24 protein-coding genes are annotated in these 25,915 nt (G+C 71.1%); 16 read left to right on the plus strand and 8 right to left on the minus strand.

Features of this window, described 5'->3' with window-relative positions:
• Positions 1-61 precede the first annotated feature (61 nt).
• Positions 62-1,213: an AI-2E family transporter gene (locus JKJ07_RS36715; RefSeq protein WP_202996574.1), complete on the minus strand. Its 1,152-nt coding sequence runs from the start codon at positions 1,211-1,213 to the stop codon at positions 62-64.
• 81 nt (positions 1,214-1,294) lie between these two features.
• On the opposite strand from JKJ07_RS36715, the gene JKJ07_RS36720 reads away from it, so the two are divergent.
• From JKJ07_RS36720 to JKJ07_RS36745, 6 genes are all read left to right on the plus strand, one after another.
• Positions 1,295-2,005: a siderophore-interacting protein gene (locus JKJ07_RS36720; RefSeq protein WP_202996575.1), complete on the plus strand. Its 711-nt coding sequence runs from the start codon at positions 1,295-1,297 to the stop codon at positions 2,003-2,005.
• A gap of 12 nt (positions 2,006-2,017) precedes the next feature.
• On the plus strand, positions 2,018-4,849 hold the full coding sequence (locus JKJ07_RS36725; RefSeq protein ID WP_202996576.1) for an ATP-binding protein: 2,832 nt from the start codon (positions 2,018-2,020) through the stop codon (positions 4,847-4,849).
• 9 nt (positions 4,850-4,858) lie between these two features.
• Complete coding sequence (locus JKJ07_RS36730) at positions 4,859-7,300, plus strand: excinuclease ABC subunit UvrA (protein ID WP_202996577.1); 2,442 nt, start codon at positions 4,859-4,861, stop codon at positions 7,298-7,300.
• Between the two features lie 187 nt (positions 7,301-7,487).
• Entirely contained in the window at positions 7,488-7,958 is a 471-nt protein-coding gene (locus JKJ07_RS36735; protein WP_202996578.1) for a hypothetical protein, read from the plus strand.
• Between the two features lie 82 nt (positions 7,959-8,040).
• Complete coding sequence (locus tag JKJ07_RS36740; RefSeq protein ID WP_202996579.1) at positions 8,041-9,045, plus strand: ATP-binding cassette domain-containing protein; 1,005 nt, start codon at positions 8,041-8,043, stop codon at positions 9,043-9,045.
• Positions 9,042-9,824, plus strand: a complete 783-nt coding sequence (locus JKJ07_RS36745; protein WP_202996580.1) for an ABC transporter permease — start codon at positions 9,042-9,044, stop codon at positions 9,822-9,824. Before JKJ07_RS36740 ends, JKJ07_RS36745 begins: the two co-directional genes overlap by 4 nt.
• Before the next feature lie 166 nt (positions 9,825-9,990).
• On the opposite strand, the gene JKJ07_RS36750 is transcribed toward JKJ07_RS36745, so the two are convergent.
• Positions 9,991-10,335, minus strand: coding sequence for an MmcQ/YjbR family DNA-binding protein (locus tag JKJ07_RS36750; protein WP_202996581.1), 345 nt, complete (start codon positions 10,333-10,335; stop codon positions 9,991-9,993).
• A gap of 123 nt (positions 10,336-10,458) precedes the next feature.
• Between JKJ07_RS36750 and JKJ07_RS51990 the strand changes: the two genes are divergently transcribed.
• Positions 10,459-11,151 carry a DivIVA domain-containing protein gene (locus JKJ07_RS51990; RefSeq protein WP_202996582.1) on the plus strand — a complete coding sequence of 231 codons (693 nt, stop codon included), beginning with the start codon at positions 10,459-10,461 and terminating at the stop codon, positions 11,149-11,151.
• 225 nt (positions 11,152-11,376) lie between these two features.
• Entirely contained in the window at positions 11,377-12,090 is a 714-nt protein-coding gene (locus tag JKJ07_RS36760; protein WP_307834593.1) for a hypothetical protein, read from the plus strand.
• Here the strand turns inward: JKJ07_RS36760 and JKJ07_RS36765 are convergent.
• Entirely contained in the window at positions 12,087-13,523 is a 1,437-nt protein-coding gene (locus JKJ07_RS36765; RefSeq protein ID WP_202996584.1) for an aldehyde dehydrogenase family protein, read from the minus strand. The genes JKJ07_RS36760 and JKJ07_RS36765 overlap by 4 nt on opposite strands.
• A 148-nt stretch (positions 13,524-13,671) precedes the next feature.
• Between JKJ07_RS36765 and JKJ07_RS36770 the strand changes: the two genes are divergently transcribed.
• A complete protein-coding gene (locus tag JKJ07_RS36770) occupies positions 13,672-14,358 on the plus strand; it encodes a S1 family peptidase (RefSeq protein WP_202996585.1) in 687 nt (228 codons plus the stop codon).
• Positions 14,359-14,367: 9 nt separating this feature from the next.
• On the opposite strand, the gene JKJ07_RS36775 is transcribed toward JKJ07_RS36770, so the two are convergent.
• A complete protein-coding gene (locus JKJ07_RS36775) occupies positions 14,368-15,033 on the minus strand; it encodes a class I SAM-dependent methyltransferase (RefSeq protein WP_202996586.1) in 666 nt (221 codons plus the stop codon).
• Positions 15,034-15,417: 384 nt separating this feature from the next.
• On the opposite strand from JKJ07_RS36775, the gene JKJ07_RS36780 reads away from it, so the two are divergent.
• A complete protein-coding gene (locus JKJ07_RS36780; protein WP_202996587.1) occupies positions 15,418-16,656 on the plus strand; it encodes an LCP family protein in 1,239 nt (412 codons plus the stop codon).
• On the opposite strand, the gene JKJ07_RS36785 is transcribed toward JKJ07_RS36780, so the two are convergent.
• Entirely contained in the window at positions 16,628-17,425 is a 798-nt protein-coding gene (locus JKJ07_RS36785; protein ID WP_202996588.1) for a methyltransferase domain-containing protein, read from the minus strand. The genes JKJ07_RS36780 and JKJ07_RS36785 overlap by 29 nt on opposite strands.
• 156 nt (positions 17,426-17,581) lie before the next feature.
• Here JKJ07_RS36785 and JKJ07_RS36790 point away from each other — a divergent pair, with 156 nt between their 5' ends.
• Positions 17,582-18,079, plus strand: a complete 498-nt coding sequence (locus JKJ07_RS36790) for a hypothetical protein (protein ID WP_202996589.1) — start codon at positions 17,582-17,584, stop codon at positions 18,077-18,079.
• On the opposite strand, the gene JKJ07_RS36795 is transcribed toward JKJ07_RS36790, so the two are convergent.
• On the minus strand, positions 18,076-19,032 hold the full coding sequence (locus JKJ07_RS36795) for a TIGR03885 family FMN-dependent LLM class oxidoreductase (RefSeq protein WP_202996590.1): 957 nt from the start codon (positions 19,030-19,032) through the stop codon (positions 18,076-18,078). The two genes, JKJ07_RS36790 and JKJ07_RS36795, sit on opposite strands and share 4 nt — an antisense overlap.
• A 130-nt stretch (positions 19,033-19,162) precedes the next feature.
• Between JKJ07_RS36795 and JKJ07_RS36800 the strand changes: the two genes are divergently transcribed.
• From JKJ07_RS36800 to JKJ07_RS36810, 3 genes are all read left to right on the plus strand, one after another.
• A complete protein-coding gene (locus JKJ07_RS36800) occupies positions 19,163-19,894 on the plus strand; it encodes an MBL fold metallo-hydrolase (RefSeq protein WP_202996591.1) in 732 nt (243 codons plus the stop codon).
• 216 nt (positions 19,895-20,110) lie between these two features.
• Positions 20,111-20,569 (plus strand): hypothetical protein, encoded by a 459-nt coding sequence (locus tag JKJ07_RS36805; protein ID WP_202996592.1) that lies wholly within the window; start codon positions 20,111-20,113, stop codon positions 20,567-20,569.
• Positions 20,570-20,683: 114 nt separating this feature from the next.
• Positions 20,684-21,643 carry an ABC transporter substrate-binding protein gene (locus tag JKJ07_RS36810; protein WP_202996593.1) on the plus strand — a complete coding sequence of 320 codons (960 nt, stop codon included), beginning with the start codon at positions 20,684-20,686 and terminating at the stop codon, positions 21,641-21,643.
• On the opposite strand, the gene JKJ07_RS36815 is transcribed toward JKJ07_RS36810, so the two are convergent.
• Entirely contained in the window at positions 21,644-22,633 is a 990-nt protein-coding gene (locus JKJ07_RS36815; protein WP_202996594.1) for an AraC family transcriptional regulator, read from the minus strand.
• Between the two features lie 108 nt (positions 22,634-22,741).
• Here JKJ07_RS36815 and JKJ07_RS36820 point away from each other — a divergent pair, with 108 nt between their 5' ends.
• The gene (locus JKJ07_RS36820; protein ID WP_307834594.1) at positions 22,742-23,506 is read left to right on the plus strand and encodes an esterase/lipase family protein; all 765 of its coding nucleotides are present in this window, start codon (positions 22,742-22,744) and stop codon (positions 23,504-23,506) included.
• Here the strand turns inward: JKJ07_RS36820 and JKJ07_RS36825 are convergent.
• Positions 23,445-24,473, minus strand: a complete 1,029-nt coding sequence (locus tag JKJ07_RS36825; protein WP_202996595.1) for a LacI family DNA-binding transcriptional regulator — start codon at positions 24,471-24,473, stop codon at positions 23,445-23,447. The two genes, JKJ07_RS36820 and JKJ07_RS36825, sit on opposite strands and share 62 nt — an antisense overlap.
• 148 nt (positions 24,474-24,621) lie before the next feature.
• Between JKJ07_RS36825 and JKJ07_RS36830 the strand changes: the two genes are divergently transcribed.
• Positions 24,622-25,914, plus strand: a complete 1,293-nt coding sequence (locus JKJ07_RS36830; RefSeq protein ID WP_202996596.1) for an extracellular solute-binding protein — start codon at positions 24,622-24,624, stop codon at positions 25,912-25,914.
• Position 25,915: the final 1 nt, after the last annotated feature.

Consider the following 25,915-nt stretch of genomic DNA (forward strand, 5'->3'; position numbering starts at 1 on the left):
CTGTCAAGACGGCACGAGAAAGGGGCACGCCGTGGTGGCGTGCCCCTTGCCGGGAAGCTGGTCAGACCATCGAGGGCTGTTCGCCGTCGGGGGCCGGATCCGTCGGATGGTCCGGCTCGGGCTCGGGCTCGGGGTCGGGCGGCGGGGGCTCGTCGCTCAGTTGTTCGCGGACGTAGCGGTAGATCACCGAGACCAGGGCCGCCACCGGGACGGCCAGGAGGCTGCCGATGATGCCGGCCAGGCCGCCGCCCAGGGTCACCGCCAGCAGCACCACGGCGGCGTGCAGGCCCAGGCCCCGGCTCTGCACCATGGGCTGGAAGACGTTGCCCTCGAGCTGCTGCACGGCCACGATGATGGCCAGCACGATCAGCGCGTCGACCCAGCCCTGGGTGACCAGCGCGATCAGCACGGCCACGAAGCCGGCGAAGAGCGCGCCCACGATCGGGATGAACGCGGTGATGAAGGTCAGCACGGCCAGCGGCAGGACGAGCGGCACGCCGACGATCCACAGGCCGAGGCCGATGAAGACCGCGTCGAGCAGGCCCACGAACGCCTGCGAGCGGACGAACGCGCCGAGCGTGTCCCAGCTGCGGGTCATCACCGTGGGGACGTCGGTCGCGAGGCGGCCGGGGAGCTGGCGGCCCAGCCACGGCAGGAAGCGCGGGCCGTCCTTGAGGAAGAAGAACATCAGGAACAGCGCCAGGACCGTGGTGACCACGCCGCTGACCACCGTGTTGAGGCCGGTCAGCGTGTAGTTGACGATGCTGCTGGCGCGGCTCTGCAGCTCGGCCACGACCGTGTCGAGGGTCTGACTGATGTCGTCGTCGCCGAAATTCAGGGGCGGGCCGGACGCCCACTCGCGCACCTGCTGGATGCCGTTGACCACGCCGTCGGCGAGTTCGCCGGACTGGTTGGCCACCGGCACGATGATGACGACCAGGACGCCCGCCATGATCACGAGGAAGAGCACGGTGACGACGCCGGCGGCCAGGGCGGGCTTCCAGTGCCAGCGGTTGCGCAGGAAGCGGGCGACGGGCCAGGTCAGCGTGGTGATCAGCAGCGCGATCACCAGCGGCCAGATCACCGACCAGGCCGCGCCGATCACCCGCAGCAGCACGTACGCCATGGCCAGCACGACCAACGTCTGCGCCGACAGCACGGCCGTAGTGCGTAACGCGGACTTGGTCTTGTCCGCATTCAGAGAGGCAGGCATGCCGATCACCTTAGAGAGGGCAGGCCCGCCGCGCCGGGCGACTCCCCCATGATCACGCGAGTTGGGACAGGACTGTGACGGGTGACGCTGACCGGTGACGAGCTCGACCGGTTCGAATACCTGGCGCCCGATCACCTGGTGCGCATCTTTCTGCCGCGCGACGGCGTGCTCGAGCTGCCCGATTCCGAGCAGTGGTGGCCGGCTCTGCAGGCGATCCCCGAGGAGCGGCGGCCGTTCTGCCGCAACTACACGGTCCGGCGCATCGATCACGCGCGCAAGGAGCTGGACATCGACTTCGTGCTGCACGGCGACGGCGGCCCGGCCAGCGCGTGGGCCCTGAAGGTGGCCGCGGGCGACCGGATCGGCGTGCTCAGCGACAGCGCCGACTACGACCCGCCCGCCGACACGACGTGGCAGCTGCTGATCGCCGACGAGACCGGGCTGCCCGCGATCACCGCGACGCTGGAGGCGCTGCCCCCGGGCATGCCCGCGATCGCGCTGCTCGAGGTCGACTCCTCCGCCGACGAGATCCCGGTGCGGGTGCCCGAGGGCTCGACGCTCACGTGGCTGCACCGTCGAGGGGACGCTCCGGGAATGAGTGACGTCGTCATCCGTACGGTGAAGGATCTTGATCTGCCCGCCGGAACGCCGTACGCCTTCGTCGCGGGCGAGTCCGGCATGGTCACGACCGTGCGCCGGCATCTGGTCAAGGAACGCGGCCTCGACAAGGAGCGCGTGTACTTCTGCGGCTACTGGAAGCTGGCCGCCTCACTCATGGAGACGAGCACCTAGAACAATGACCTCATGCCGTACGGGGTCCTGGGTCCGACGCTGGCCGGCCGGTCCGCGGCGACCGGCGGTGCGCGGCAGCGTGCGCTTCTCGCGCGTTTGCTGCTCGATGCCGGCCGGATCGTGCCGCTCCCCCGGCTCATCGACGACGTCTACGGCGACGATCCGCCGGCCGGTGCGGTCAACGCGGTGCAGTCGGGCGTCTCCCGGTTGCGGCGTGACATTCCCATCTCGTACGACGGTTCCGGGTATCGCCTCGACGTCGAGCCGGACGAGGTCGACGTGCACCGGTTCGCCCGGCTGGCCGCGGCCGGGCGCGAGGCCCTGCGCCGGTCCGACTTCGCCGCCGCGAGCCCGCTGCTGACCGACGCGCTCGCGCTGTGGCGGGGCGAGGCCCTGGCCGACGTGCGGTCGGCGCCCTTCGCGGCCGAGGCGGCCGACCGGCTCGAGGAGTCGCGGCGGCAGGCCGTCGAGGACAGGGCCGAGGCCGAGCTGGGCCTGCGGCCGTCCGGCGACGCCATCGACGAGTTGCGCACTTTGCTCGCCGCGGCGCCGTTGCGCGAACATGCGTGGGCGTTGCTCATGCGCGCACTCGTCGCCGGTGGCCGGCCGGCCGAGGCGCTCGCGGTGTTCGAGGAGGCGCGCCGCACCCTGGCCGAGGAGCTCGGTGCCGACCCCTCCCCCGAGCTGACCGCCGTGCACGCCTCGGTGCTGCGCGGCGGCGTTGCCGCCAAGACCCGCCTGCCCGCCCAGCTGACCAGTTTCGTGGGTCGCGACGACGAGCTCTCGCTGGCGATGAGCTCACTCCGCACGGCCCGGCTCGTGACCCTGCTCGGGCCGGGCGGCGCGGGCAAGACCCGGCTGTCGCTCGAGGTGGCGGGCCGGCACCCCGACGCCTTCCTGGTCGAACTGGCGGCGACCGGCCCGGCCGACGTGCCGCGGGCCGTGTTCGACGCGCTCGGGCTGCGCGAGACCGGCCTGCGCGACCGGAGCAGCGACGGCCCCGACACCGTCGAACGGCTGCTGGCCGCGCTCTCCACCCGCGACGTGCTGCTCGTGCTGGACAACTGCGAACACGTCATCACTGCCGCGGCCGCCCTGGCCGGCCGGTTGCTCGCGGGGTGTCCGAGGTTGCGCGTTCTGGCCACCAGCCGCGAGCCGCTGGGCCTGACCGGCGAGGCGCGGGTGCCCGTCTCGGGGCTGCCGGCCGACCCGGCCGTACGGCTGTTCGCCGATCGCGCGGCCGCGGTGGCGCCCGGGTTCACGCTGGACGCGAGCACCGAGCCGGCCGTGCGCGACATCGTGCGTACGGTGGACGGTTTGCCCCTGGCCGTGGAGCTGGCCGCCGCCCGGTTGCCCGTCATGGGAGTCCACGAGCTGGCCCGGCGGGTCGACGACCGGTTCCGCGTGTTGTCGCGTGGCAGCAGCACGGCCGCCGAACGCCATCGCACGCTGCGCGCTGTTGTCGCCTGGAGCTGGGATTTGCTGACCGAGCAGGAACGAACACTCGCCGCGCGGTTCACGGTGTTCCGGGGCGGCGGCGGGCTCGACGCGATCGAGCACGTCTGCGGGCTGGGCCCCGACACGCTCGACGTGCTCGACGGCCTGGTCGGCAAGTCGCTGATTGAACGTGACGGCTCGCGCTATCGCATGCTGTCCACCATTCGCGCGTTCTGCGCGGAACAGGTGAGCGAACCGAGCATGGTCGTGCGGGCCCACGTTGCGTACTTCCGTTCGTTCGCGCAGACCGCCGATGCTCATTTGCGCGGTCCCGAGCAACTCGAGTGGCTCGACCGGCTCGACGCCGACCGCGACAACCTGCACGCCGCCGTGCGCCACGGCGGCGTGAGCGACGGTCTGCGGCTGGTGGCGGCGCTGTCGTTCTACTGGTGGCTGCGCGGCGCCCGCGGCGAGGCGTCGGCGCTGGCCCGCGAGCTGCTCGACCGGGTCGGGCCGGTCGCGCCGGGCGGGCTGGCCGAGGAATACGTGCTGTGCACGCTCAACGCCGGGCTGGCCGGCCCGGCCGTCCCCGGCGAGCATCCCGCGCTCTACCTGGCCGGCCTGGACCGCCCGCCGGCCCAGCCGTTCCTGCTCTACCTGTCGGCCGTCGCGGCCGGACCGCCCGCCGAGTTTCGCGACAACCTGTTCGAGGTGCAGGACGCCCTGATCGCCCGGCTCCGCGCGTCGCCGTGGAGCGAGGCCCTGGCCGGGATCGGCGGCGGCTGGCTGGCCCTGTTCGACGGACATCCCGAACGGTCGACGCCCGAGTTCGAGAAGGCACTGGCCGGTTTCCGGTCGCTCGGTGAGCGGTGGGGCATGATGCTGGCCCAGTCCGGGATCGCCGAGATGGCCGTGATCCGCGGTGACCACGCCGCCGCCCGCGCGCCCATGGACGAGGCGCTCCGCCTGGCGGCCGAGCTGCGCTCGTCGGTCGACCTGGCCGACCTGCTGCGCTCGCGGGGCGACGCCCGCATGCTGACCGGCGACGACGACGGCGCGGCGGCCGACTTCGCGCGGGCGATGGCCCTGGCCGCCGAGTGCGGCGCGACCGAGATGGTGGCGGCGGCCCGGGTGGCCGAGGGCCGGCTGGCCCTGCGTGGCGGCGACGCGGCCCGGGCCCGCGAGCTCTGCCTGACCGCGCTGGCCGAATGCCCGTCGGGCTGGTATTCGGCCGACGGCACCCGGCTGACGATCTATCTCGCGCTGGGCCGGGTCGCCGAGGCGCTGGGCGACCCCGCGGAGGCGGCCGGCTGGTATCGCCGGGTGGCCGCGGACGCGGGCGGGCCCGACGAGGCGAACGCTGTGGCCGAGGCCACGAAGGCCCTGGCGGCGCTCGACTTGGGCTAGAAAAGAATCATGGAGCTGCCCCCGACACTGCCCCGTTTCATCGAGGCCCGCGGCGTGCGGCACAACACGCTGCGCGATCTCGACGTCGACGTACCCCTGTGGCGCACGGTCGTGATCGCGGGTGTGTCCGGGTCGGGCAAGACGTCGCTGGCCATGGGCACCCTGTACGCCGAGGGCCTGCACCGGTTCCTCGAGGGCCTGAGCACGTACAGCAGGCGGCGGCTGACCCAGGCCCAGCGGCCCGACGCCGACCGGATCGACCACCTGCCGCCGGCCCTCGCGCTGCGGCAACGACCGCCCGTGCCGGGGCCGCGCAGCACGGTCGGCACGATGAGCGAGGTGCTCAACGTGCTGCGGCTGACCATGTCGCGGCTCGGCACGCACCGCTGCCCCAACGGGCACGACGTGCCGCCGTCGATCGCGACGCAGGCGATGGAGATCGCGTGCCCGACCTGCGGCGTGCGCTTCGAGGCGCCGGGGGCCGAGTCGTTCGCCTTCAACTCGTACGGGGCCTGTCCGCGCTGTGAGGGCCTGGGGACTGTGCACGAGGTCGACCCGGCGACGCTCGTGCCGGATCCGGGCAAGACGATCGCCGAGGGGGCGGTGCTGCCCTGGAACGTGGGCGGGCGGCGGTTGAGCATGTTCGCGGCGGGTGAGCTGGGCGTCCGGCTCGACGTGCCGTACGGGGAGCTCTCCCGGCGGGAGAAAGAGCTCGTCATGGGCGGCGAGGCGGTGAAACAGCTGGTTGTCGTCTCGGGGCGCGACGGGCGGCCGGTGCAGCTGAATGTCACGTACGACAATGCTGTTGTCGCCGCCGCCAAGTCAGACAAGTCCTCCTATTTGAGTTCACATGTCTGCCCGGTGTGCCATGGCTCTCGACTCAATCCGGCCGCTCTGGCCTCCCGGCTCGACGGGCGCGACCTTGCTTTCATCTCCGCCATGCGCCTCGGCGATCTACTCGGCTTTGTCGGCGAGCTGCCGTCACTGATGCCGGCGTCGTTGGATCGGCTGACGACCGGACTGGTCGGCGAACTGACGGGCGCGATCCGGCCGCTGCTCGACCTCGGGCTCGGCTATTTGTCGCTGGATCGGGCCGGCAGCACCCTGTCGACCGGCGAGCGGCAGCGGATCGAGCTCACCTCGACAGTCCGCGCCAACACGACCGGCATGCTCTATGTGCTCGACGAGCCCTCGGTCGGGCTGCACCCGAGCAACGTGGACGGGCTGCGCAAGACGATCGGGGCGCTCGCCGCCAACGGGAACTCGGTGGTGATCGTCGAGCACGACCTGGACGTCATCAGGACCGCCGACTGGATCATCGAGATGGGCCCCGGAGCCGGTCGGCTGGGCGGGACCGTCGTCGCCACCGGCACGCCGGCCGCCATTATGTCGTCACGTGAGTCGATCATCGGGCCGTTCCTGGCCGGTCGAGCCGGGGTCTCGCGAGTTCTACGTGGTTCTTCCGATTCGGCCGCCAAGATCACCGTCAAGAGCCTCTATAACCTCCGCGACGTCACCGCCGGCTTCCCGATCAACCGGCTGACCGGGGTCGCCGGGCCGTCCGGGGCGGGCAAAACCGCGCTCGTGCTCGACAGCCTGATCCCCGCCGCCCGGGCGCGACTCTCCGGTTCGGTGCTGCCCGCCCACGTGAAATCGCTCGACCTGGGCCCGCTGCGCCAAGTGGTGGAGATCGACGCGACCCCGATCGGCCTCAACGCGCGCTCGACGCCGTCGACGTACTCCGGCGCGTTCGACGCGATTCGCGCGCACTTCGCCGCCCACTCGAGCCTGGGGGCCGGGCACTTCTCGTTCAACACCAAGGACGGGCAGTGCCCCACCTGCAAGGGCCTCGGCTCGATCGACCTCGACGTGCAATACCTGCCCGACATCAACGTGGACTGCCCCACCTGCCACGGCGCCAGATTCAACGACCAGACCATGGCCGTACGGGTGGACGACCTGACCATCGCCGAGGTGCTCAACCTGACCGTCCGGGAGGCGCTCGACCTGTATTCCGAGGTGCCCGCGATCGCCCGCCCGCTGCGCCCGATCGTCGACGTGGGCCTCGACTACCTGCGCCTGGGCGAACCGACCCCGTCGCTGTCGGGCGGCGAATCCCAGCGGCTGCGCATCGCCGCACGGTTGCGCAGCAGCCAGCGGGATGTGCTTTACGTGCTGGACGAGCCCTCGACCGGTCTGCATCCGGTCGACATCCGCACGCTGGTCGGGGTCTTCGACCGGCTGCTGGACGACGGGGCCACCATCGTCGTGATCGACCACGACCTGGACGTGCTGGCCGCGGCGGACCACGTGATCGACATGGGCCCGACCGGCGGCCCCGACGGCGGCCGCATCGTGGCCGAAGGAACCCCGCACGCGGTAGCCACCAACCCGAACAGCGTCACAGGCCCCTACCTGGCCCGGCACCTACCCCCAGTGGATCACCCCTAACTTCACAACCCACCCTCCCTTGGGGGCCCCCAGCCAGGGCCAATTCTACCGTTCGGGGGCGATCTTCACGGGTGCCCCTGTGGACAACCCGGGATTGTGGATAACCCAGAGGATCTTCGCGAAGTCGGTACCGTGGCGGCCATCCAGCAGACGGGAGCGACCGATGAGCTCAGAGCACGAAACCGCAGTGAAAGCCTTGGTACGCAAGCCTTTCCCGGAGGGCGCGTACGGGCGCCGGGCCGCTTTCGGCAACGTGGACCATCACGTGGTGCGGCTGTCGGCGAGTCAGGAGTTCTGGGAGGACCGGAGCGAGGAGGTGGTCGGGCCGGCCCGGGCGGCGATCGAACGGGAGCACGATCTGCTGGCGCGAGCTCTCAGCCAGCGGTGGGGGCCGGCCGAGACCGTGCAGCTGGACGACGACGGGGGTGCGGTGGCCGCGTTCTTCGGCGACGGAGCGGAAACGATGCTGGCGTGGTCGTGCCCCGAGTTCGACCGGTGGGTGGGGCTCGCGGTCGTCCAGGCCGATGCGGAACTGCCGTACGAGTTGTTCGCCGGGGTGAGCCGCGGAGTGGACTGGCCGGGACGTGGCGCCGAACCCGGGAGCGGGGGCGGGAACGAGGACGGTGGGGCCGGCGACGGCGAGGGCGGCGGGCCGTGAGCACCGCCGGCTGACGGTCGTGCACCAGGGCGGTCAGCGGTTCGTGCGTGGGTGGTCAGCGGACGGCGGCAAGCTCGGCGGCATGACAGAGACCGCGATCGTGGCCGAGGGGCTGCGCAAGACGTACAAGGGCGTGGCCGCGCTCGACGGGTTCGGGCTGAGCGTGCCCGCGGGGACGGTGTGCGGGCTGCTCGGGCCCAACGGCGCGGGCAAGACCACCGCCGTACGGATTCTGGCCACGCTGCTGCGATTCGATGCGGGCCGGGTCGAGGTGGCCGGGGCGGATGTGTCCCGGCAGCCGGAACTCGTACGCGATCGGATCGCCCTGACCGGGCAGTATTCGGCCGTGGACGGGTCGCTCAGCGGGCGGCAGAATCTCGTGCTCTTCGGCCGGCTGCAGCATCTCGGGCGACGGGCCGCGAAGGAGCGGGCCGAGGAGTTGCTGGAGCAGTTCGACCTGACCGGGGTGGCCGACCGGTCGGCGACCGAATACTCCGGGGGCATGCAGCGGCGGCTCGATCTGGCGGCCAGCCTGATCCGGGCGCCGCAGGTGTTGTTCCTCGACGAGCCGACCACCGGGCTGGATCCGCGCAGCCGCAACCAGGTGTGGGACACCGTACGGAAGCTGGTCGCGGACGGCACCACCGTGCTGTTGACCACGCAATACCTGGACGAGGCGGATCACCTGGCCGACCGGATCTCGGTGGTCGACACCGGGCGGGTCGTCGCCGAGGGGACGCCGGACGAGCTCAAGGCGCGGATCGGCGCCGACCGGCTGGAGGTCGTGATCCGCGATCAGGGCCGGCTGGCGGAGACGGCCGCGCTGCTGAGCCGGGTGGCGGGGGCGCCGGCCGACGCCGACCCGGACACACGGCGGCTGCGGGTGGCGGTCACCGACCGGGTGGACGCGCTGGTGGAGTCGGCCCGGGCGTTGCGTGACGCCGGGATCGCCGTCGACGACCTGGGCATCCGGCGGCCGACGCTCGACGAGGCCTTCCTGCGCCTGACCGGCCACCGAGCCGACGAGAAGGAACTGACCGGTCACCGAGCCGACGACGACACGATCGTGAACGGGGAGATCCGATGACTACCGCTTTGGCCGACGGGTGGGTCATGACCGGCCGCTACCTGCGGCACGTCGTGCGCGAACCCGAGCAAATCATCCTCTACTTCTCGTTGCCGATCATGTTCACGCTTGTCTTCGGGTATGTGTTCGGCAGCGGCATGGCCGTGGGCGGGGTCAGCTACCGCGAGTTCCTGCTCCCGGGCGTGTTCGTGATGACCCAGCTGTACGGGCTGGGCGCCACCGCGACGGCCATCTCGCTCGACATCAACCGGGGTGTGGTCGACCGGTTCCGTTCGATGCCCACGGCCCGGTCGGCGCTCATGGTCGGCCGGAGCACTGCCGATCTCGTACGGGCCCTGATCGAGATGGCCGTGCTGCTGACCTGTGGCGTGCTCGTCGGGTGGCAGGCGCACCGAGGGATCGGGATGGCGCTCGCCGCGATCGGGCTGATCCTGCTGCTGCGCCTGGCCCTGACCTGGGTCGGCATGTATCTCGGCAGCGTCGTGCCCAACCCGGACACGGTCAGCCTGATCGTCTTTCCGCTGGCGTTCCCGCTGACCGCGCTGTCCAACGTCTTCGTGGCGCCGGAGCAGATGCCGGCGTGGCTGGGCGCGATCTCGCAGTGGAACCCGATCTCGGCCACCGTGGCTGCGGCCCGGGAGCTGTTCGGCAATCCGGGGCTGGGCAGTGACGCCTGGCCGGCCGAGAACGCGATCCTGCTCGCCGTCGTGTGGCCGCTGGCGCTCATCGCGATCTTCGCACCGCTCGCGGTCCGCCGCTACCGCCTGCTCGGCAAGTAGCCCCCGCCTGAGGGTGCAGAGACGCCGCCGGGCACGGGGCCGGCGGCGCTTCGGCTTGGGCGGGGACGACGACGTGAGGGCCGGGTGGAGGACGACGACGTGAGGGGCGGGCGGAGGACGACGTGAGGGGCGGGGCGGCGATGCGAGAGTGGTCAGCGGTTGCGAACTATTCGGGTGGGCGTCTCATGTCCCAGGCGTCTGTGATCAGTTCCTCCAGCCGCGCCACGGTTACTTCGGGGAGCCGGCACATCACCAGGGGTAGGCCGTCGTAGGAGGGGACCGTGAAGAAAAGGTCGGGTTCGCCGAGCACCAGCGCCTGTTTCTCAGCCTCGTCGCCGACGTACAGGACGGCCACGTCGACCCGGATGACGCGGGGCTTACCCGGCTCACGCTGCGGATATGACCAGACGAAGCCCTTGTTGGCGACCCGGAAGTCGAAGCCGTCGCTGTCGATCTCGACCGTGCCCGGCAGGGCCAGGGCCAGTCGGCGTACGTCGTCGGCGTCGGCCACCGCAAGATCCTCCTGTGCCTGTCTGCTCGGCGACTGATGTTATGGCACCGGAGGCGCGACCCCAGGATCTGTGCGTACTATGCGGCGGCACAGTTGTAACAGTAGGGAAAGCCGAGGAGCACGATGCCGCTAACGCCAGCCGACGTCCACAACGTGGCTTTCAAGAAGCCGGCGATCGGCAAGCGCGGGTATGACGAGGAGGACGTCGACGCGTTCCTGGACGAGGTCGAGCAGGAGCTGATCCGCCTCCTCGAGGAGAACCGCGCCCTTCAGGACCAGGCGCAGCGTCCGGGTCCGGCCGGTCCGGCCGCGTCGGGGCCGAACAACCGCGCGCTCGAGGCCGAGCTGAACGACCTGACCGCGCAGCTGGGCCGCCTGCAGGAGGCGCGGGCCCGCGCCGAGCAGAACGCCCGCAGCATGCAGACGCAGCTCGAGCGGGCGCGGCGCGAGACCCCGTCGGCCCCGCCGCCCTCGGTGAGCGACGGCGCCGACTCGCCGGTGCTGATGATGGCCCGCCGCACGGCCGACGACCACATGCGCGACGCGCGGGCCGAGGCCGAGACGTTGATAGAGAATGCCCAGTCCGAGTCCGACAAGGTCACCAGCGACGCGCAGCTGACCGCCAGCACGATCGAGAGCGACGCCCGCCGCAAGCACACCGAGGCCATGAACGGCCTGGTCGACAAGCGGAATGCGGTGCTCGACGAGATCGACAAGCTGGGCCGGCTGGCGCAGACCTACCAGCAGGCCCTGGGCGACCACGTCCAGCGCCAGCTGCAGGAGCTGGACAGCGCGTCGGGGCGTGACCTGGACTGACGCGCCGCGTCGCCAACGGCGGCCACCGCCCCCGGCCAGGTATGTTTTACGGCCATGAGGACGGTGAGCCGCCGCCTTGCGCTCTGGCGGTCAGATCTCGAGGGCGGCGTGTGCGCGGCCCCGGAAGAGGCCGCCTCCGAAAAGCCCGGAAAGCCCAGAAAGCGCGGAGAGCCCGGAGAGCCCAGTAAGCCCGGGGAGCCGGAGGATCCGGAAACGCGCGTACGGGTGGCGATCGAGCACCGCGGCGACCGTACGGAGTTCGACAGCCCCCTGCGGCAGGACGTCGAGTGGCAGTTCACCGACCTGACGTGGCCCGCCGACATCCCGCCGGGCACGTTCGTCACCGTCGAGTGGCACGAGCGCAAGGGCGAGGCGATCATCCGCACCACGCCGCTCGAGGAGCCCCTGCGCGTCGACGGCGTCGAGTATTGGCACGAGTACGACCCCAAGGTCGTCACCCGTGACTCCCGGCCCGACAAGTCGAACCGGGGCGCGGTGCTGCACACCGTACGGAAGCTGGGCCGGGTCTTCGACGACGGCAGCGCGGTGCTGACCGAGGAACTGCTGGCCAAGCGTTCCGGGCTGGGCCGGGGCCAGAAGGGCGCGTTCCTGCTCAAGAACGCGATCGACCAGCTGATCCGCGAGGGTTTCCTGACCCGGGTCACCGGCAGCGTCGACTCGGCCGGCCACCCCTCCTATCCCCCGGCCGACGGTCAGGCCACGGCCGACATGGTGTTCTACGCCCCGATGGTCGAGCCGATCCCCACCGAGTCGCATCGCAACGAGCATTGGGTGACCGGCTTCATCCGCAAGCTGCCCCGCGGCTCGCAGCCCACCCAGAAGCAGCTCGACCTCTATCACCAGGCGTCCCAGTTCCAAGACATCGGCCCGCTCAAGCCCGGCTACACGTTCGTCCAGAAGCATCACCGCAACAGCTAGCCGATGATCACCGTCTGCAGCTCGGTGAGCGCCTCCATGGCGTGGCTGCCGCCGACCCGCCCCAGCCCGCTGCCGGAACCGGAGCGCCCGCCGAAGGGCAGCTGACTCTCCCAGTAGTTGGTCGACTCGTTGATGTTGACCCACCCCGTACGGACGGAGTCGGCGAACTCGAGCCCCACTCCCAGATCGCGGGTGTAAATGGCGGCGAGGAGCCCGTACGGGGATGAATTGGTCAAATCGATGGCCGCGGCCAGCGAGTCGATCTCCACAATCGGCGCGACCGGCCCGAATGTCTCCTCCACAGCCACCAGCGAGTCGGGCGAAACACCGTCCAGCACGGTCGGCTGCCAGTACAAATCGGTCGAAAGCCCCGACGAGCGAGCGCCACCGGTCAACAGAGTCGCTCCCCGCCGCAAGGCGTCAGAAACGTGAGCGTCCATCTTGTCGGCGACCCCGGCATTGTTCAGCGGCCCCATGGTCGTCGCGTCGTCGAACGGATCACCGAGCCGCACCCGATCCCGCACCGCGGCGGTCAAAAGAGCAGCAAATTCCTCCCGTACGGCGTGATGCACGAGCAATCGCTCCCCCGCGGTGCAGCTCTGCCCCGCGCACAGGAAGCAAGCAGTCAGCGCCCCCTCGACCGCCCGCTCGAGATCCGCATCGGCCAGCACCACCAACGGCCCGTTCCCGCCCATCTCGAGCAGCGTCGCCTTCCCCGCGGCGGCCGACGCGACCAGCCGCCCGGTCGCCGTCGAGCCGATGAACGCGACCGCGTCCGTCCCCGGGTTGCGCGCGATCTCGTCGCCCACCACCGGCCCGGGCCCGGTCACCAGGTTGAGCACCCCCGGCGGCAGGTCGGCCTCGGCCACGCACCCGGCCAGCGCGACCGCGGCGACCGACGTGGACGGCGCGGGCGTCCACACCACCGTGTTGCCGGCCGCCAGCGCCGGGGCGATCAGCTCGGCCGGCATCGTGTACGGCCAGTTCCACGGGGTGATCACGCCGACCACGCCGCGCGGCCGCCGGATCAGCAGGGCCCGCTTGCCCGCCGAGACCGAGTTGGCCAGCTGCCCGCCGAGCCGCTTGCCGTCCTCGGCCGCCATCCGCCAGTGCGTGACCAGCTCGTCCACTTCGTCGTAGGCCTCGGCCCGCAGCGGCTTGCCCTGGTCGAGCGTAAGCGTGCGGGCCAGCTCGTCGCGCCGCGACTCGATCACGTCGGCCACCCGGTGCAGCAGGGCGGCCCGGTCGAAGGCGGACAGCCGCGCCCAGCCGTCGGTGGCCCGCCGCGCGGCCTCGATCGCGGCCCGCGCGTCGTCACGATCACCTTCCGGTACGCGGCCCAGCGTCTCGCCGGTGGCCGGGCTGGTCGCCGTGGTGGTCTCGTGCGAGCGGGCGGGCGTCCAGGCCCCGCCGACGAACATCAGGTGGTCCACGCGTCCACGCTATCGGCGGTCATCACACGGTGATAGGTACGAACTGAGGTTGCGCCGAGCGCGCCGGGCCGTCGTACCGTACTTCGACAGCCTTCGATCCGGCGCCGCACCGGGGCCCCGGCCGAACGACCCCCCGAAAGGAGTCGGCGTGCGCATCCGCATCGTCGTCGCTTCCCTTGCCACCGCCCTCACCGGAGCCCTCGCCATCCCCTCGGCCGCGCTGGCCGCCGCCGAGGACCCGGGCACCAACATCATCGGCGGCGGCACGGTCTCGTCCGCGCCGTGGGCCGCGGCCGTGCTCAGCAACGGCAGCTTCACCTGCTCCGGCACGATCATCTCGGCCAACTACGTGCTGACCGCGCGCCACTGCATCTCGGGCACGATGTCGGTGCGGGTGGGCAGCGTGAACCGCACGTCGGGCGGCACGACCCGCGCGGTCAGCAGCACGTCGACCCGCTACGACCTGGCCCTCATGCGGCTCGCGTCGCCGATCACCACGTCGTACATGCCGCTGTCGAGCGCGTACCCGCCGGTCGGCTCGACCAACAACATCTACGGCTGGGGCATGACCTGCTACAGCGGCTGCAGCGCGTCGACGACGCTGAAGACCGCGACCGTGCAGGTGACCTCGACCAACCAGACCGACGCGTACGGCGGCCGCGCGATCGGCAGCACCCGGATCAACGGCAACGCGTGGCGGGGCGACTCGGGCGGCCCCCAGGTCTACAACGGCGCGCAGGTCGGCGTGGCCTCCACGGCGGACGGCACCGCCCGCCAGTACTACGGCAGCGTCGCCTACAACCGCTCCTGGATCACCTCGGTCGCGGGCGTCTGACGGCTTCACCTACCCTGGTGGCGCGCCAGGAGCAGATCGGCGCGCCACCAGGTAGCCCTGTGGCACCGTCTCGGTGCCCTCGGGCGGCCGGCCACCCTGGAACACCAGTGAGAAGCCGGACGCGTCCAGACGTTCCATCATCTCCGCGGCCGACATCCAATACGCGTCGAACTCGATACCGATGTTCAGCGAGAGCCCGCCCCGGCGCCGCTCGCCGTCACCGTCCTTGAAGGCGCACACGAAGTAGCCGCCCGGCCTGACGACACGGGCCAGCTCGCCGAATGCCGCCCCGCGGGACTCGGGCGGCAGGAAGATCAGCGAGTACCAGCAGACAACACCGGCCAGTGACGCGTCCTCGAAGGGCAGGGCCCGCACGTCCCCCACCTCGTACGGGAAACCGGGGTTGTCCCGGCGGGCCACCTCGATCATCCCCGGCGCCAGGTCGACCCCGCGGGGCGTGACGCCTCGACCGGCCAGATAGGGCAGCAGCCGGCCCGTCCCGCAGCCGATATCGGCCACGTCGCCGCCGAGGTCCGCCGCCAGGGTCAGCTCGCAGAACAGGTCGAGCACGGCCCGCTCGATCGGCATGCTCTCCAGCAAGCCGACGAGCCGTTCGGAGTACCACTCGGCCAGTTTGTCGTGCGCGTCCCGCAACTCGTCGGTCTGTGCATCCATGCCGGAACCGTACCGGCCCCCATTCGCTGCAGCGCGCCCAGCCAATTCCCAGAAATGGCTACGAAAGCCATTTGGCATCGCCCTCCGCGAATGGCCTCCAGGATGAGCGCGGAAACCGAAAGCGGCCGAAATCGGGCAGCGGGCAGGCAGTTGTTCGATCTCTGTCGAAGAATGGACGGGACCGCCCGACGCGATCGGATCGCTACCCTGCGTACGGAAATTGGGGCTTTTGAATCCGAAACGTCGTCGTGTGGTCACCGCTTGTCCAGCGGGGTTGACTAACAGATCTCGAACATATATCTGTTCTCACGGTGTTGAGCCCGGCGCGGGCGGCCTCCGTACCAAGGAGTGCCGAACGCCCGTGTCACGAGGGAGCTTTTACGTATGCCGCCACAGACCGCCATGCAAGGCGATCGGGTAGTCCGTCAGGGCCGCAGCAATACCTATGGTGGCGGTGGCGGCGGTGGCAGTTACACATCCGGCAACAAGGGCGGCGCGGGCAAGAAGAAGTCCAAGCGCCACAAATCGCCTATGTGGGCCAAGGTGCTGACCACATTCGGCGTGATCCTGGCCCTGGTCGGCGTCGGCGGCATCGTCGTCGTGAAGTACTTCCTCAACCAGCTGACGTCGAACATTCAGACGACGTCGAGCGTGCTCGACAACGAGGGGCTGGGCAACAAGACGGTCGCGGCGGGCAAGCTCCCCGACGGCGCGATGAACCTGCTGATGCTCGGTCTCGACACCCGCACCGGCTGGGGCGACGGCGAGTCCCGGTCCGACACGATCCTGATCCTGCACATCACCGCCTCGCACGACCAGGCCTACATGATCTCGATCCCGCGCGACACGGTGGCCAAGATCCCGGGCGACGACGAGATGGGCATCCGCGAGCAGACCACCAAGATCAACGCCGCCTACCTTTTCGGCTCGCAGGGCGGCCGAGGCTGGCAGGGCGGCGCCAAGCTGGCCACCAAGGCCATCCATGAGCTGACCGGCATCGAGTTCGACGGCGTCATGGTCATCGACTTCAACGGCTTCAAGGGCATCCTCGAGGCGATGGGCGGCGTGCACCTCTGCGTCGACAAGCGCATGTGGTCGAGCCACTACGTCGTCAACAACGGCAAGGTCGAATACGCGCACGGCGCCGACCCCAAGTCGCCGCCGCGCAACGCGCTCTGGTTCGAGAAGGGCTGCCGCAACATGCAGCCGTGGGAGGCGCTCGAGTTCTCCCGGCTGCGCCACTCGACCAACGGCGACTACGACCGCCAGCGCCACCAGCAGCAGCTGCTGCGCGCGATGGCCAAGAAGGCCAGCAGCTCGGGCGTGATGGGCAACCCGCAGAAGGTGTCCAAGATCCTGGCCGCGGCCGGCAAGTCGCTCAAGATGGACACGCACGGCGTGCCGGTCGACAGCTTCATCTTCGGCCTCAAGGGCCTGGCCGCGGGCGACCTGATCCCGATCAAGACCAACGGCGGCACGTTCGCGGCCGGCGAGAGCGGCGGCGAGGGCATCACCGACGACACGCGCAAGCTGTTCGAGGCGACCTCGGCCGACCGGCTGCCCGAGTTCCTGGGCCGCCACCCCGAGATGCTCATCAACGACTCGACCGCCGCCTCCTCCTGATCACCGCACGCCACGCGGGAATCCGCTGGACCGGCCCGCCAGGCTCCAGCGGAACCCCGTAGACCTCGGTCGGGCCCTGCTCGACGATCTCCCACGCGTCCCGGGGGAACACCGCGGCGGTCTCCCCGGCCCCGAACCGCCGCGGCGCCCGCACCCCGGCCCGGATCAGCCGATCCACCAGCGGCGGCAGCCGGGTCGGCCGGGCACCCTGGTCGAGCAGCAGGTCGAGCGGGTCGCCGGCGTGATCGGTCTCGGTGAAGCAGAGCGTCCCCCGTGCGCCGAGCAGCGCCGCCACGTTGCGGGCGACCGCCTGCCGGGACGCGTCGTCGAGCAGGTGCAGCACGCCGCGGATGTGCACGTTGGCGTCGCCCAGCTCGTCGTGCAGCCGCTCCCCCAGCCCGGCCGAGCCGATGTCGGCCACCCGGAACGTGATCCGGCCGTCCTCGGCGCCGGACGCGCGGGCGATCGCGGCGGCCGATCCGTCCACCCCGATCACCCGCGGGGCGAAGCCGGCGAGCTCGTGAGTGCGGCGACCGGACCCGCAGCCGAAGTCGACCATGGGCAGCTCGAGGGCGGCGTGCTGCCGCAGGGCCGCGGCCAGGCGCTCGTGCTCGGCCGGCTCGTCGGCCTCCCACAACACATCACCGCCGGGACCCGTACGGGTGATGGAGGTCCAATAGCGATCCCAGGCGCGGGTCTGGTCGCGGGGCGCGCCGAGCGCGGTGAGGGTCAGGCGGGGAATCAGCAGATATTTGCGCCATGAGGTCACCCCCGTCATCCTTCCCGGCGTCGGCGGGCCGGGGAAGGCGCCGGAAACGGTGCTTGATCGATCTCTCTGCGAGTGAATCCGTTGTTGCGGAGGGCTATGAGAGATGATTACGCACCGAGATCAGACCGTAACAATGCGGGGGTACGGTCCCGTCCCATGATTCGGCGGAGTGGCCTGGCCACGGTCGGTATGGCGATAACGCTCACCCTGACGGGCTGCGGCTCGGACAGTGACAACGAGATGGTGTTCGGTGGCGACCCGGTGACGCAGTGTGTGCGCCTGCCGCAGGACGCCTCCATGGTCATCGGCGAGGTGGTGCGCGCGCCGGCCGGCGCCGATCTCGTCGTCAAGAAGATCGGCCTGGTCGACGCCAAGAACGTCGACACCGACAAGGCCTTCATCGTGCCGCTCGGCAGCGGCCGGCGTCCCCTCTCGAGCGCCGCCTATCCCCCGGCGGCCAACTCGACCTGGGCGGCCCGGATGCCCGCCGAGAACGCGACGATCCGGGCCGGCGAGGAGGCCAACCTGCTGCTCGTGGTGAGCCGCAAGAGCGCCCTCGACGGCTCGGCGGCGGGCATGCAGATCGACTGGCTCGGCGGTTCCAAGGCCAACACGACCACGTACGAGTTCCGGGCCGACTGCGCCGGGGCCTAACGCAGCGCCGGCAGGACCTTGGCCCCGAACGTCTCGATGAACGGGGTCAGGTCCTGCCCGACGTGGTGCAGGTAGATGCGGTCGAAGCCCAGTGCGGCGTATCCGCGCAGCTTCTCGATGTGCTCCTCGATGTCGGCCGAGATGTTGACGACCTTGCCGACCTGCTCGACGGTCACGTTCTCGGAGACGACGTCGAAGTGGTCGACGGTCTCGAGGTCCCAGCACACCGGCGGGGCGAAGATGTTGCTGCGCCACTGGTCGTGCGCGATCGCCTCGGCCTCGTGCTGCGTCGGCGCCCAGCTCAGGTGCACCTGCAGGCAGACCGGCCCGCGCCCGCCCGAGCCGCGGTACTGCTCGATCATCGCGCGCAGGTGGTCGTCGGGCGCGTTGACCGTGACCAGGCCGTCGGCCCAGCGCGCGCACCAGGCCGCGGTCTTGGTGCTCACCGCGGCGCCGATCAGCGGGGGCGCCGTCTCGGGCCGGGTCCACAGCCGGGCCCGGTCGACCTTGATCAGACCGTCGCGGGTGACCTCCTCCCCGGCCAGCAGGTCGCGGATGACGCCGACGCTTTCCAGCAGCCGAGCCTCCCGTACGTCCTTGCGCGGCCACGGTTCCCCGGTGATGTGCTCGTTGCTGTATTCACCGCTGCCCAGGGCGGCCCAGAACCGGCCCGGATACATGGCGCCGAGCGTCCCGATGGCCTGCGCGATGATCGCCGGGTGGTAGCGCTGACCGGGCGCGTTGACGACCCCGAACGACAGGTTGGTCGCCTGCAGCGCGGCACCCAGCCACGACCAGGCGAACGCCGACTCGCCCTGCCGGCGGCTCCACGGCGAGAAGTGATCGGAGCACATCGCCGCGTCGAAGCCGGCGCGTTCCGCGGCCACCATGGCGGCCAGCAACTCGGCGGGCGGGATCTGCTCGTGCGAGGCGTGAATGCCGTACTCCGTCATTTCTTGGCCTTACCCCGCATCCCCGCCGGGAAAGCCTGCAAACTTCCTGGGAACCGGCGAGACGGACTCGAATCGGATACGAACGGCGCAACCGGTGGCGATCATCCGCGGCGCCGGACCAGCATCGGGTATGCGTGACGTGCGGTTCACCCGAAGGCTTCTGTTCACCGCCGGCTCCGGAGTGCTGGGCGTGGCGATCCTCAACGCCTGCTCCTCCTCGTCGTCGGAGGACAGCCCGCCGGCGGCGAGCACGTCCCCCTCAGCGCCGAGTGCGGGCACCGGCGGCTGGGAGCGGGTCAACCTCTCCTTCGTGTCGGCCTATCTGCTCGTCCGGGGCAACGACGCGGCGATCGTCGACCTCGGCACGGGCGGCTCGGCCGACGCCATCGGGCAGGGGCTCACCGCGGCCGGCAGCAGCTTCTCGGCCGTACGGCATGTGATCCTCACCCACAAGCACGAGGACCACGCGGGCGGGCTGGCCGGGGTCTCCGCCGAGACGCCCAACGCCAAGATCTACGTCGGTCAGGCCGACCTCGCCGAGGTCATCGCGGAGAAGCAACTGACCTCGATCAAGGACGGCGACGAGGTGTTCGGGCTGCGGATCGTCGGCACGCCGGGCCACACCGCCGGGCACATCTCCGTCTTCGACCCGTCGACCGGCACCCTCGTCGCGGGCGACGCCCTCAACAACAACAGCGGGCTGGCCGGCTCCGACCCGCAGTACACCGCGGACGAGACCCAGGCCGCCGCGTCGGTCAAGAAGCTGGCCGGGCTCGACGTCAAGGCGATCCTGCCCGGCCACGGCGACCCGATCACCTCCGGCGCCGCCGACGCCCTGCGCAAGCTGGCCGAGTCGCTGTAAGGCCTGTTTTTCAACTGGGGTGGGTGCGAGGAGCGGTCCAGATTTCGTCTGGTGGTGGCCCGTGGAAGCCCGGCTCCCGGGGTTGGAACCGGGTTTTCGCGGGACGCCGCCAGGCGGGATCTGGGCCCCTCCGCAGCCCCGGCTCAGTTGAAAAACAGGCCTTACGTTCATGTGGCGGTTGCGTGGGCGCCGCTCGGCAAAACGTAGTGTCGGCGCGTGACGACATTGACCGAGGAGCGGGTCTCCGACATACGCCGCCGGGTGACCTTCGCCGAGCAGGACGCCGCCGCCCGCCACGCCGGATTCGCCGAGGCCATCCATCAATCGTTCGACCAGCTGCGGGTCGGGCTGGAACGGGCGCACGCGACCTGCGGCCGGGTCGACGAGACGGACTGGGCCTCCTATGTGACCGGGCTCGACCGGGGTCTCGACGAGCTCCAGCTGGAGCTGACCCACGCGGCCGACGTCCCCACGGCCGAGGGGCGGCTGCTGGTCAAGGCGTCCAAGCTGGAGCTGGCCGGCTGGCGCCTGCGGTTCAGCCTGCCCGGCGCCGGCGACGCGGAGGGCGTACGGGAAAGGCTCTCCGCGGCCGAGTCCGAGGTCGACGCGTACGCCGCCGGCTCGTCGACGCCCGAGGCGGTGCGGGGCCACCTGGAGACGCTGCACCGGCACTGAGGCGGAGCCGTCCGGGCAGACATTGAAATTTCCCTTTACGCCCGACCCCGGAGCGCTATTGATCGTGTACTTTTCGCGGGCGGCAGTTGCGCCGCGTAGCCCGAGGAGCACACCATGCGCCGGATTCTGGCCGCCGCGACCGCCGTCGTCCTGTTGATCAGCACGGCGGCCTGCACCGACAAGACCGACGACGAGGCGGTCGCGGCCGGCGCGGCCACCAAGGTCACCGTCGGGGTGATCCCGATCATCGACGTCGCGCCCATCTATCTCGGCAAGCACAAGGGATTCTTCGCCCGGCGCGGCATCGATCTGACGCTCTCGCCCGAGCAGGGCGGCGCCCCGATCGTCGAGGGGGTGCTCGGCGGCAAATACCAGTTCGGCTTCAGCAACGTGACCTCGTTGCTGGCGGCGCAGGCCGGCGGCGCGCCGCTGAAGGCCGTGGCCGCGGGCGTCTCCTCCAACGGCCGGCCCGGCCGCGACTTCTCGGCCATCGTGGTGGCCGACAACAGCCCGATCCGCTCGGCGCGCGAGCTCGGCGGCAAGAGCATCGCCGTGAACACGCTGAAGAACCTGGGCGACACGACCGTGCGGCAGTCGGTGCGCCGGGCCGGCGGCCAGGCCGACGGGCTGCGGTTCAAGGCGATGCCGTTCCCCGACATGCCGGGCGCGCTGCAGGGCGGCAAGGTGGACGCGGCCTGGGTGGTCGAGCCGACGCTGAGCGCCGTGCTGACCCAGGGCGGCCGGGTGCTGGCGTCGAACTTCGTGGACACCGCGCCCGACCTCACCGTGGCCCTCTATTTCACCAGCCAGGGCACCATCACGGCGAAGTCGAAGCTGGTGGCCGACTTCACCGAGGCGATCCGGGAGTCCCTGCGCTACGCCGGGTCGCACCCCGAGGAGGTGCGCGACATCGTGGGCACGTACACCCAGATCAACGACACCGTACGGATCGCGATGATCCTGCCGACGTGGCCCGAGGAGATCAACCGCAACTCGATCGCGCGGGTGGCGGCGCTGGGCGAGCGGGACGGCATCTTCAAGAAGCCGCCGGTGCTCGACCAGCTCCTGCCCTGATCAGCCGACCCGGGGCGGCTCGCCGAACGCGTCCCGGTAGGCGGCGGCGAAACGGTCCGCTCGATGGAAACCCCAGCGGCCGGCGATCGCGGCCACAGTAGTGCCGTCGCCGGGGCTGGCGTCGCGCAGGTCGGCGCGGGCCCGTTCGAGCCGGACCCGGCGCAGGTAGGCCAGCGGGGCGACCATGGCGTGGCGGCGGAACGCGGCCTGCAGCGCCCGCGGGCCGACCTCGGCCGCGGCGGCGATCTCGGCCACGGTCAGGGGACGCCCGGCGTTGGCGTCCATGAAGTCGGTGGCCCGCCGCACCACGGCGGGGCTGCTGCGGCCCCCGGACGGCACCCGGGCCACGGTCATGGTGGTGTTCGGGAACACTCGCAGCAGCGCGGTCGCGGTCAGCCGCATCATCTGCTCGGCCAGCAGCGGCGGGATCTCGCGCCCGGGATCGTGCAGGTGGTCGGCGAGAAACTCGCTCGTGGCCGACCAGTTGGCCCGCTTGCTCTCGGTCAGCGGCCGGGCCGAGAGGAAGTGCAGGTCGGCGGCGGGCAACCCGGTCAGCTCCTCGGCGACCCCGGCGACATAGGCGGGCGGGAGGCGGACGAGGGTCTTGTCCGGCTCGACGTTGTCGAAATGCAGCGTGCGACCGATCGGATAGATGAAGGCGTCACCGGCGCCCATGGCGACCTCCTCCGGGCCCATCCGGAGCACCCCGTGCCCGCCGCGCCACACGCCCGCGATCAGCGACGAGGACGGCTCCAGCACCGAGCCGTAGCGGATGCCGGTGAAGGTGACCCGCTCGGTGCCCCACTCCGGCAGGCCGGCCGAGCGCACGGAGAAGCCCACGGCCGCGGGGTCGATCACCTGGACGCGTGGCCGGTGCACGGCGATCCGCATCATCGCCTCGACCGCGGCGTCCTGGTCGGTGGTCAGTACCTCGCTGCGCACCGGGCCGTCCGGCATCGCGATCCCCTCCCGGGTTCGGGGTCCCGTCATAACGTTTCACCCACCGCTCCGGTATTCAAACGATTGCCCCTGTCGACAAGAAGCACGATTGTCGAGAGATTGCCCGAGCGGGCGGCGGCGGTGCGGCATGCTGACCTCGTGCGGTTTTGGCTGCTCGGCGGGGCCGGGCTGGTGGCCGTGGCGCTGCTCGTGCTCGTCGGCGTCCGGCTTCTCGGCGGCGATCAGGACGACGGGCCCCGGCCCGATCAGGCCCGGCCCGGGACGATCTTGCTGGTTCCGGGTTACGGCGGCAACCGCGCGGCGCTGACCGAGCTGGCCGGGCGGCTCACCGCCGAGGGGCGTACGGCTCAGGTGCTGACCCTGCCCGGCGAGGGCACCGGAGCCCTGGAGGAGCAGGCCGGCGTGCTCGACGCCGCGGTCACCGACGCCCTGGCGGGCGGGGCGCCCAGCGTCGACGTGATCGGGTATTCGGCGGGCGGGGTCGTCACGCGGATCTGGGTCAAGGATCACCGCGGCGCCGAGAAGGCCCGCCGGGTGGTGTCGCTGGGCTCGCCGCTGCACGGCACCCGGCTGGCCGGGCTGGGCGCGTCCTTCGCCCGCGCGCAGTGCCCGGCGGCCTGCCAGGAGCTGGTGCCGGGCAGCGACCTGCTCGACAGCATCGACGACCGGCTGCCCGCGGGGCTGCCCTGGCTGTCGATCTGGACCACGAACGACGAAACCGTGCAGCCGCCCGACTCGGCCCGGCTGGACGGCGCGATCAACCTGCCGCTGCAGACGCTCTGCCCGGCCGCCCGCACCACCCACAGCGGGCTGCCGACCGACCCGTACGTGACGGCGCTGGTCATCGAGGCGCTCGGCGACGACCCGCTGACCGAGCCGGCGAGCTGCCCGGCGGTGCGGTAGAGCCCCGCACGACCAGGCGCGTCGGCACGATGCCACCCGGGGCGTCCCCACCGGCCAGCAGCGCCAGCACCACTCGGCCGGCGGCCACCCCCTGATCCCGTACGGGCTGGGCCACCGTCGTCAGGTCGGCCAGCTCGGCCATCGGGTGGTCGTCGATGCCCACGATCGAGATGTCCTCGGGGATGCGCAGCCCGGTGCGCCGCAGCGTGCGCATCGCGCCGAACGCCACCTCGTCGGAGTGGGCGTAGACGGCCGTCGGCGGCTCGCGCAGGCTGAGCAGCCGGCCCATCGCGTCGGCGCCGTTGAGCCCGCCCCAGGGCACGGTGACCACCAGGCCGGGGTCGACGGGCAGGCCGGCCTCGGCCAGCGCCTCGTGATAGGCGCGGGCGCGGCCCGGGTTGGCCGGCCAGCCGGGCTCGGTCGGGTCGACGGCGGCGATCATGCCGATCCGGCGGTGGCCGAGGAAGAGCAGGTGGTCGACGGCCTGACGGCCGGCGGCGGCGTCGTCGATCGAGACGAAGGGGTAATTCTCCACCTGGCCGCCCGCGGCCACGATGTGCACGCCCATCGACTCGAGCCGGTCGCGCTCGCCGTCGGCGATCGGCATGCCGAGCACCACGACCGCGTCGACCTTGCGCCGGGCGGGCAGCCGCTGGAAGAAGTCGCGCCGGTCGGCCTCGTCGCCGACGTGATAGAGCAGCACGTCGAGGTCGGCGTCGCGCAGCACCGACTCGAGCCCCTCGAGCAGCGACGCGAAGAACCAGCGGGAGATGTGCGGCACGACCACGGCGACGCGGTCGGTGGCCCCGCCGGCCAGCCGGGACGCCTCGGGCGAGATCACATAGGACAGCTGCTCGGCGGCGGCCAGCACCCGGGCCCGGGTCTCCTCGGCGACGTGCGGGTGGTTGCTCAGCGCACGTGAGGCGGTCGCCATCGACACACCGGCGCGGCGTGCGACATCGGCCATGTTGACCCTCGTGTGGGGCGGCACAGCGATGAGCGTAGCAACGTATGGAAGCGTTTCCGAACACGCAGAGCATGCACATAGTGACTCTTGACATGAGACGCAGATCACAAACAGGGTGAAGTCTGCAAGCGGTTCCAAAGGAGGCGCCGTGTTCAGAAAGACATGTGTAGCCAGCTCCGCCCTCGTCCTGCTCGCCGCCGGCCTGTCCGGGTGCGGCGGCGACAGCGGCGGGTCCACCACCCTGACCTACTACATCGCCGACGCCGCCCAGGAGGACGTGGCCACCCGCTGCGCGTCCGAGTCCGGCGGCGCCTACGCGTTCAACATCCAGCGATTGCCCAACACGGCCGCCGGCGGACGCGAGCAGCTGCTGCGCCGGCTGGCCGCCGAGGATCGCTCGATGGACATCGTGAGCGTCGACCCGCCGTTCATGGCCGAGTTCGCGAACGCCGAGTTCCTGCGGCCGTTCACCGACAGCGAGCGGCAGGAGTTCTCGCGGGGCGTGCTCGAGGGCCCGCTCCTGCAGTCCACGTTCCGCGACACGCTCTACTCGGCGCCGCTCTACGGCAACACCCAGCTGCTCTGGTATCGCAAGTCGGTGCTGGCCAAGGCGGGCGTCGACCCGTCGAAGGGCCCGGTCACCTGGGATCAGCTGATCAAGGGCGCGACCCAGGCCGGGGTCACCCTGGCCGCGCAGGGCCGGCGCAACGAGAGCCTGATGGTCTGGGTCAACGCGCTCGTCTCGTCCAGCGGCGGCTCGATCCTGCAGGCCGGCTCCGAGAACCTGCCGGCCGCCGAGGTCAAGGGCGGGCTCGACAGCCCGGCCGGCGCCGCGGCCGCCCGCATCATGCACGACCTCGCGGTCTCCCCGGCCGCCCCGGCCGGCTTCAGCACTGCCGGCGAGGAGGACTCCCGGGCCGCGTTCCAGGCCGGCAACGGCGGCTACATGGTCAACTGGCCCTACGTCTGGGCTGCCTTCGACTCGGCGATCGAGGAGGGCACGCTCCCGGCGAACTTCAAGGACGACGTCGGCTGGGCCGCCTATCCCCGCGTCGAGGCGGGCACCGAGAGCGCGGCGCCGTCCGGCGGCCTCGGCCTGTCGGTCAGCGCCTTCAGCCGCCGGCAGGATCTGGCGGTCGAGGCGATCCGCTGCCTCGTCTCGGCGCAGAGCCAGAAGGAATTCATGATCAAGGCGGGCAACCCGGCCGCCCTGGCCGCGATCTTCGACGACCCCGAGATCCGCGAGAAGTTCCCGATGGCCGACGAGATCCGCACCGGCCTCGACGCGGCCACACCCCGCCCGGTCAGCCCGTACTACGGCGACGTCACCGGCTCGATCCAGACCGCGTTCCACCCGCCGGACGCGCTGTCGCCCGGCACCACCCCGCGGGAGGCCAACCAGCTTCTCGAGGACGTCCTGTCCAACAAGCGACTGATCTAGG

The sequence above is a fragment of the Paractinoplanes lichenicola genome (genome assembly GCF_016785085.1).
In the GTDB taxonomy this organism is placed as follows: domain Bacteria; phylum Actinomycetota; class Actinomycetes; order Mycobacteriales; family Micromonosporaceae; genus Actinoplanes; species Actinoplanes lichenicola.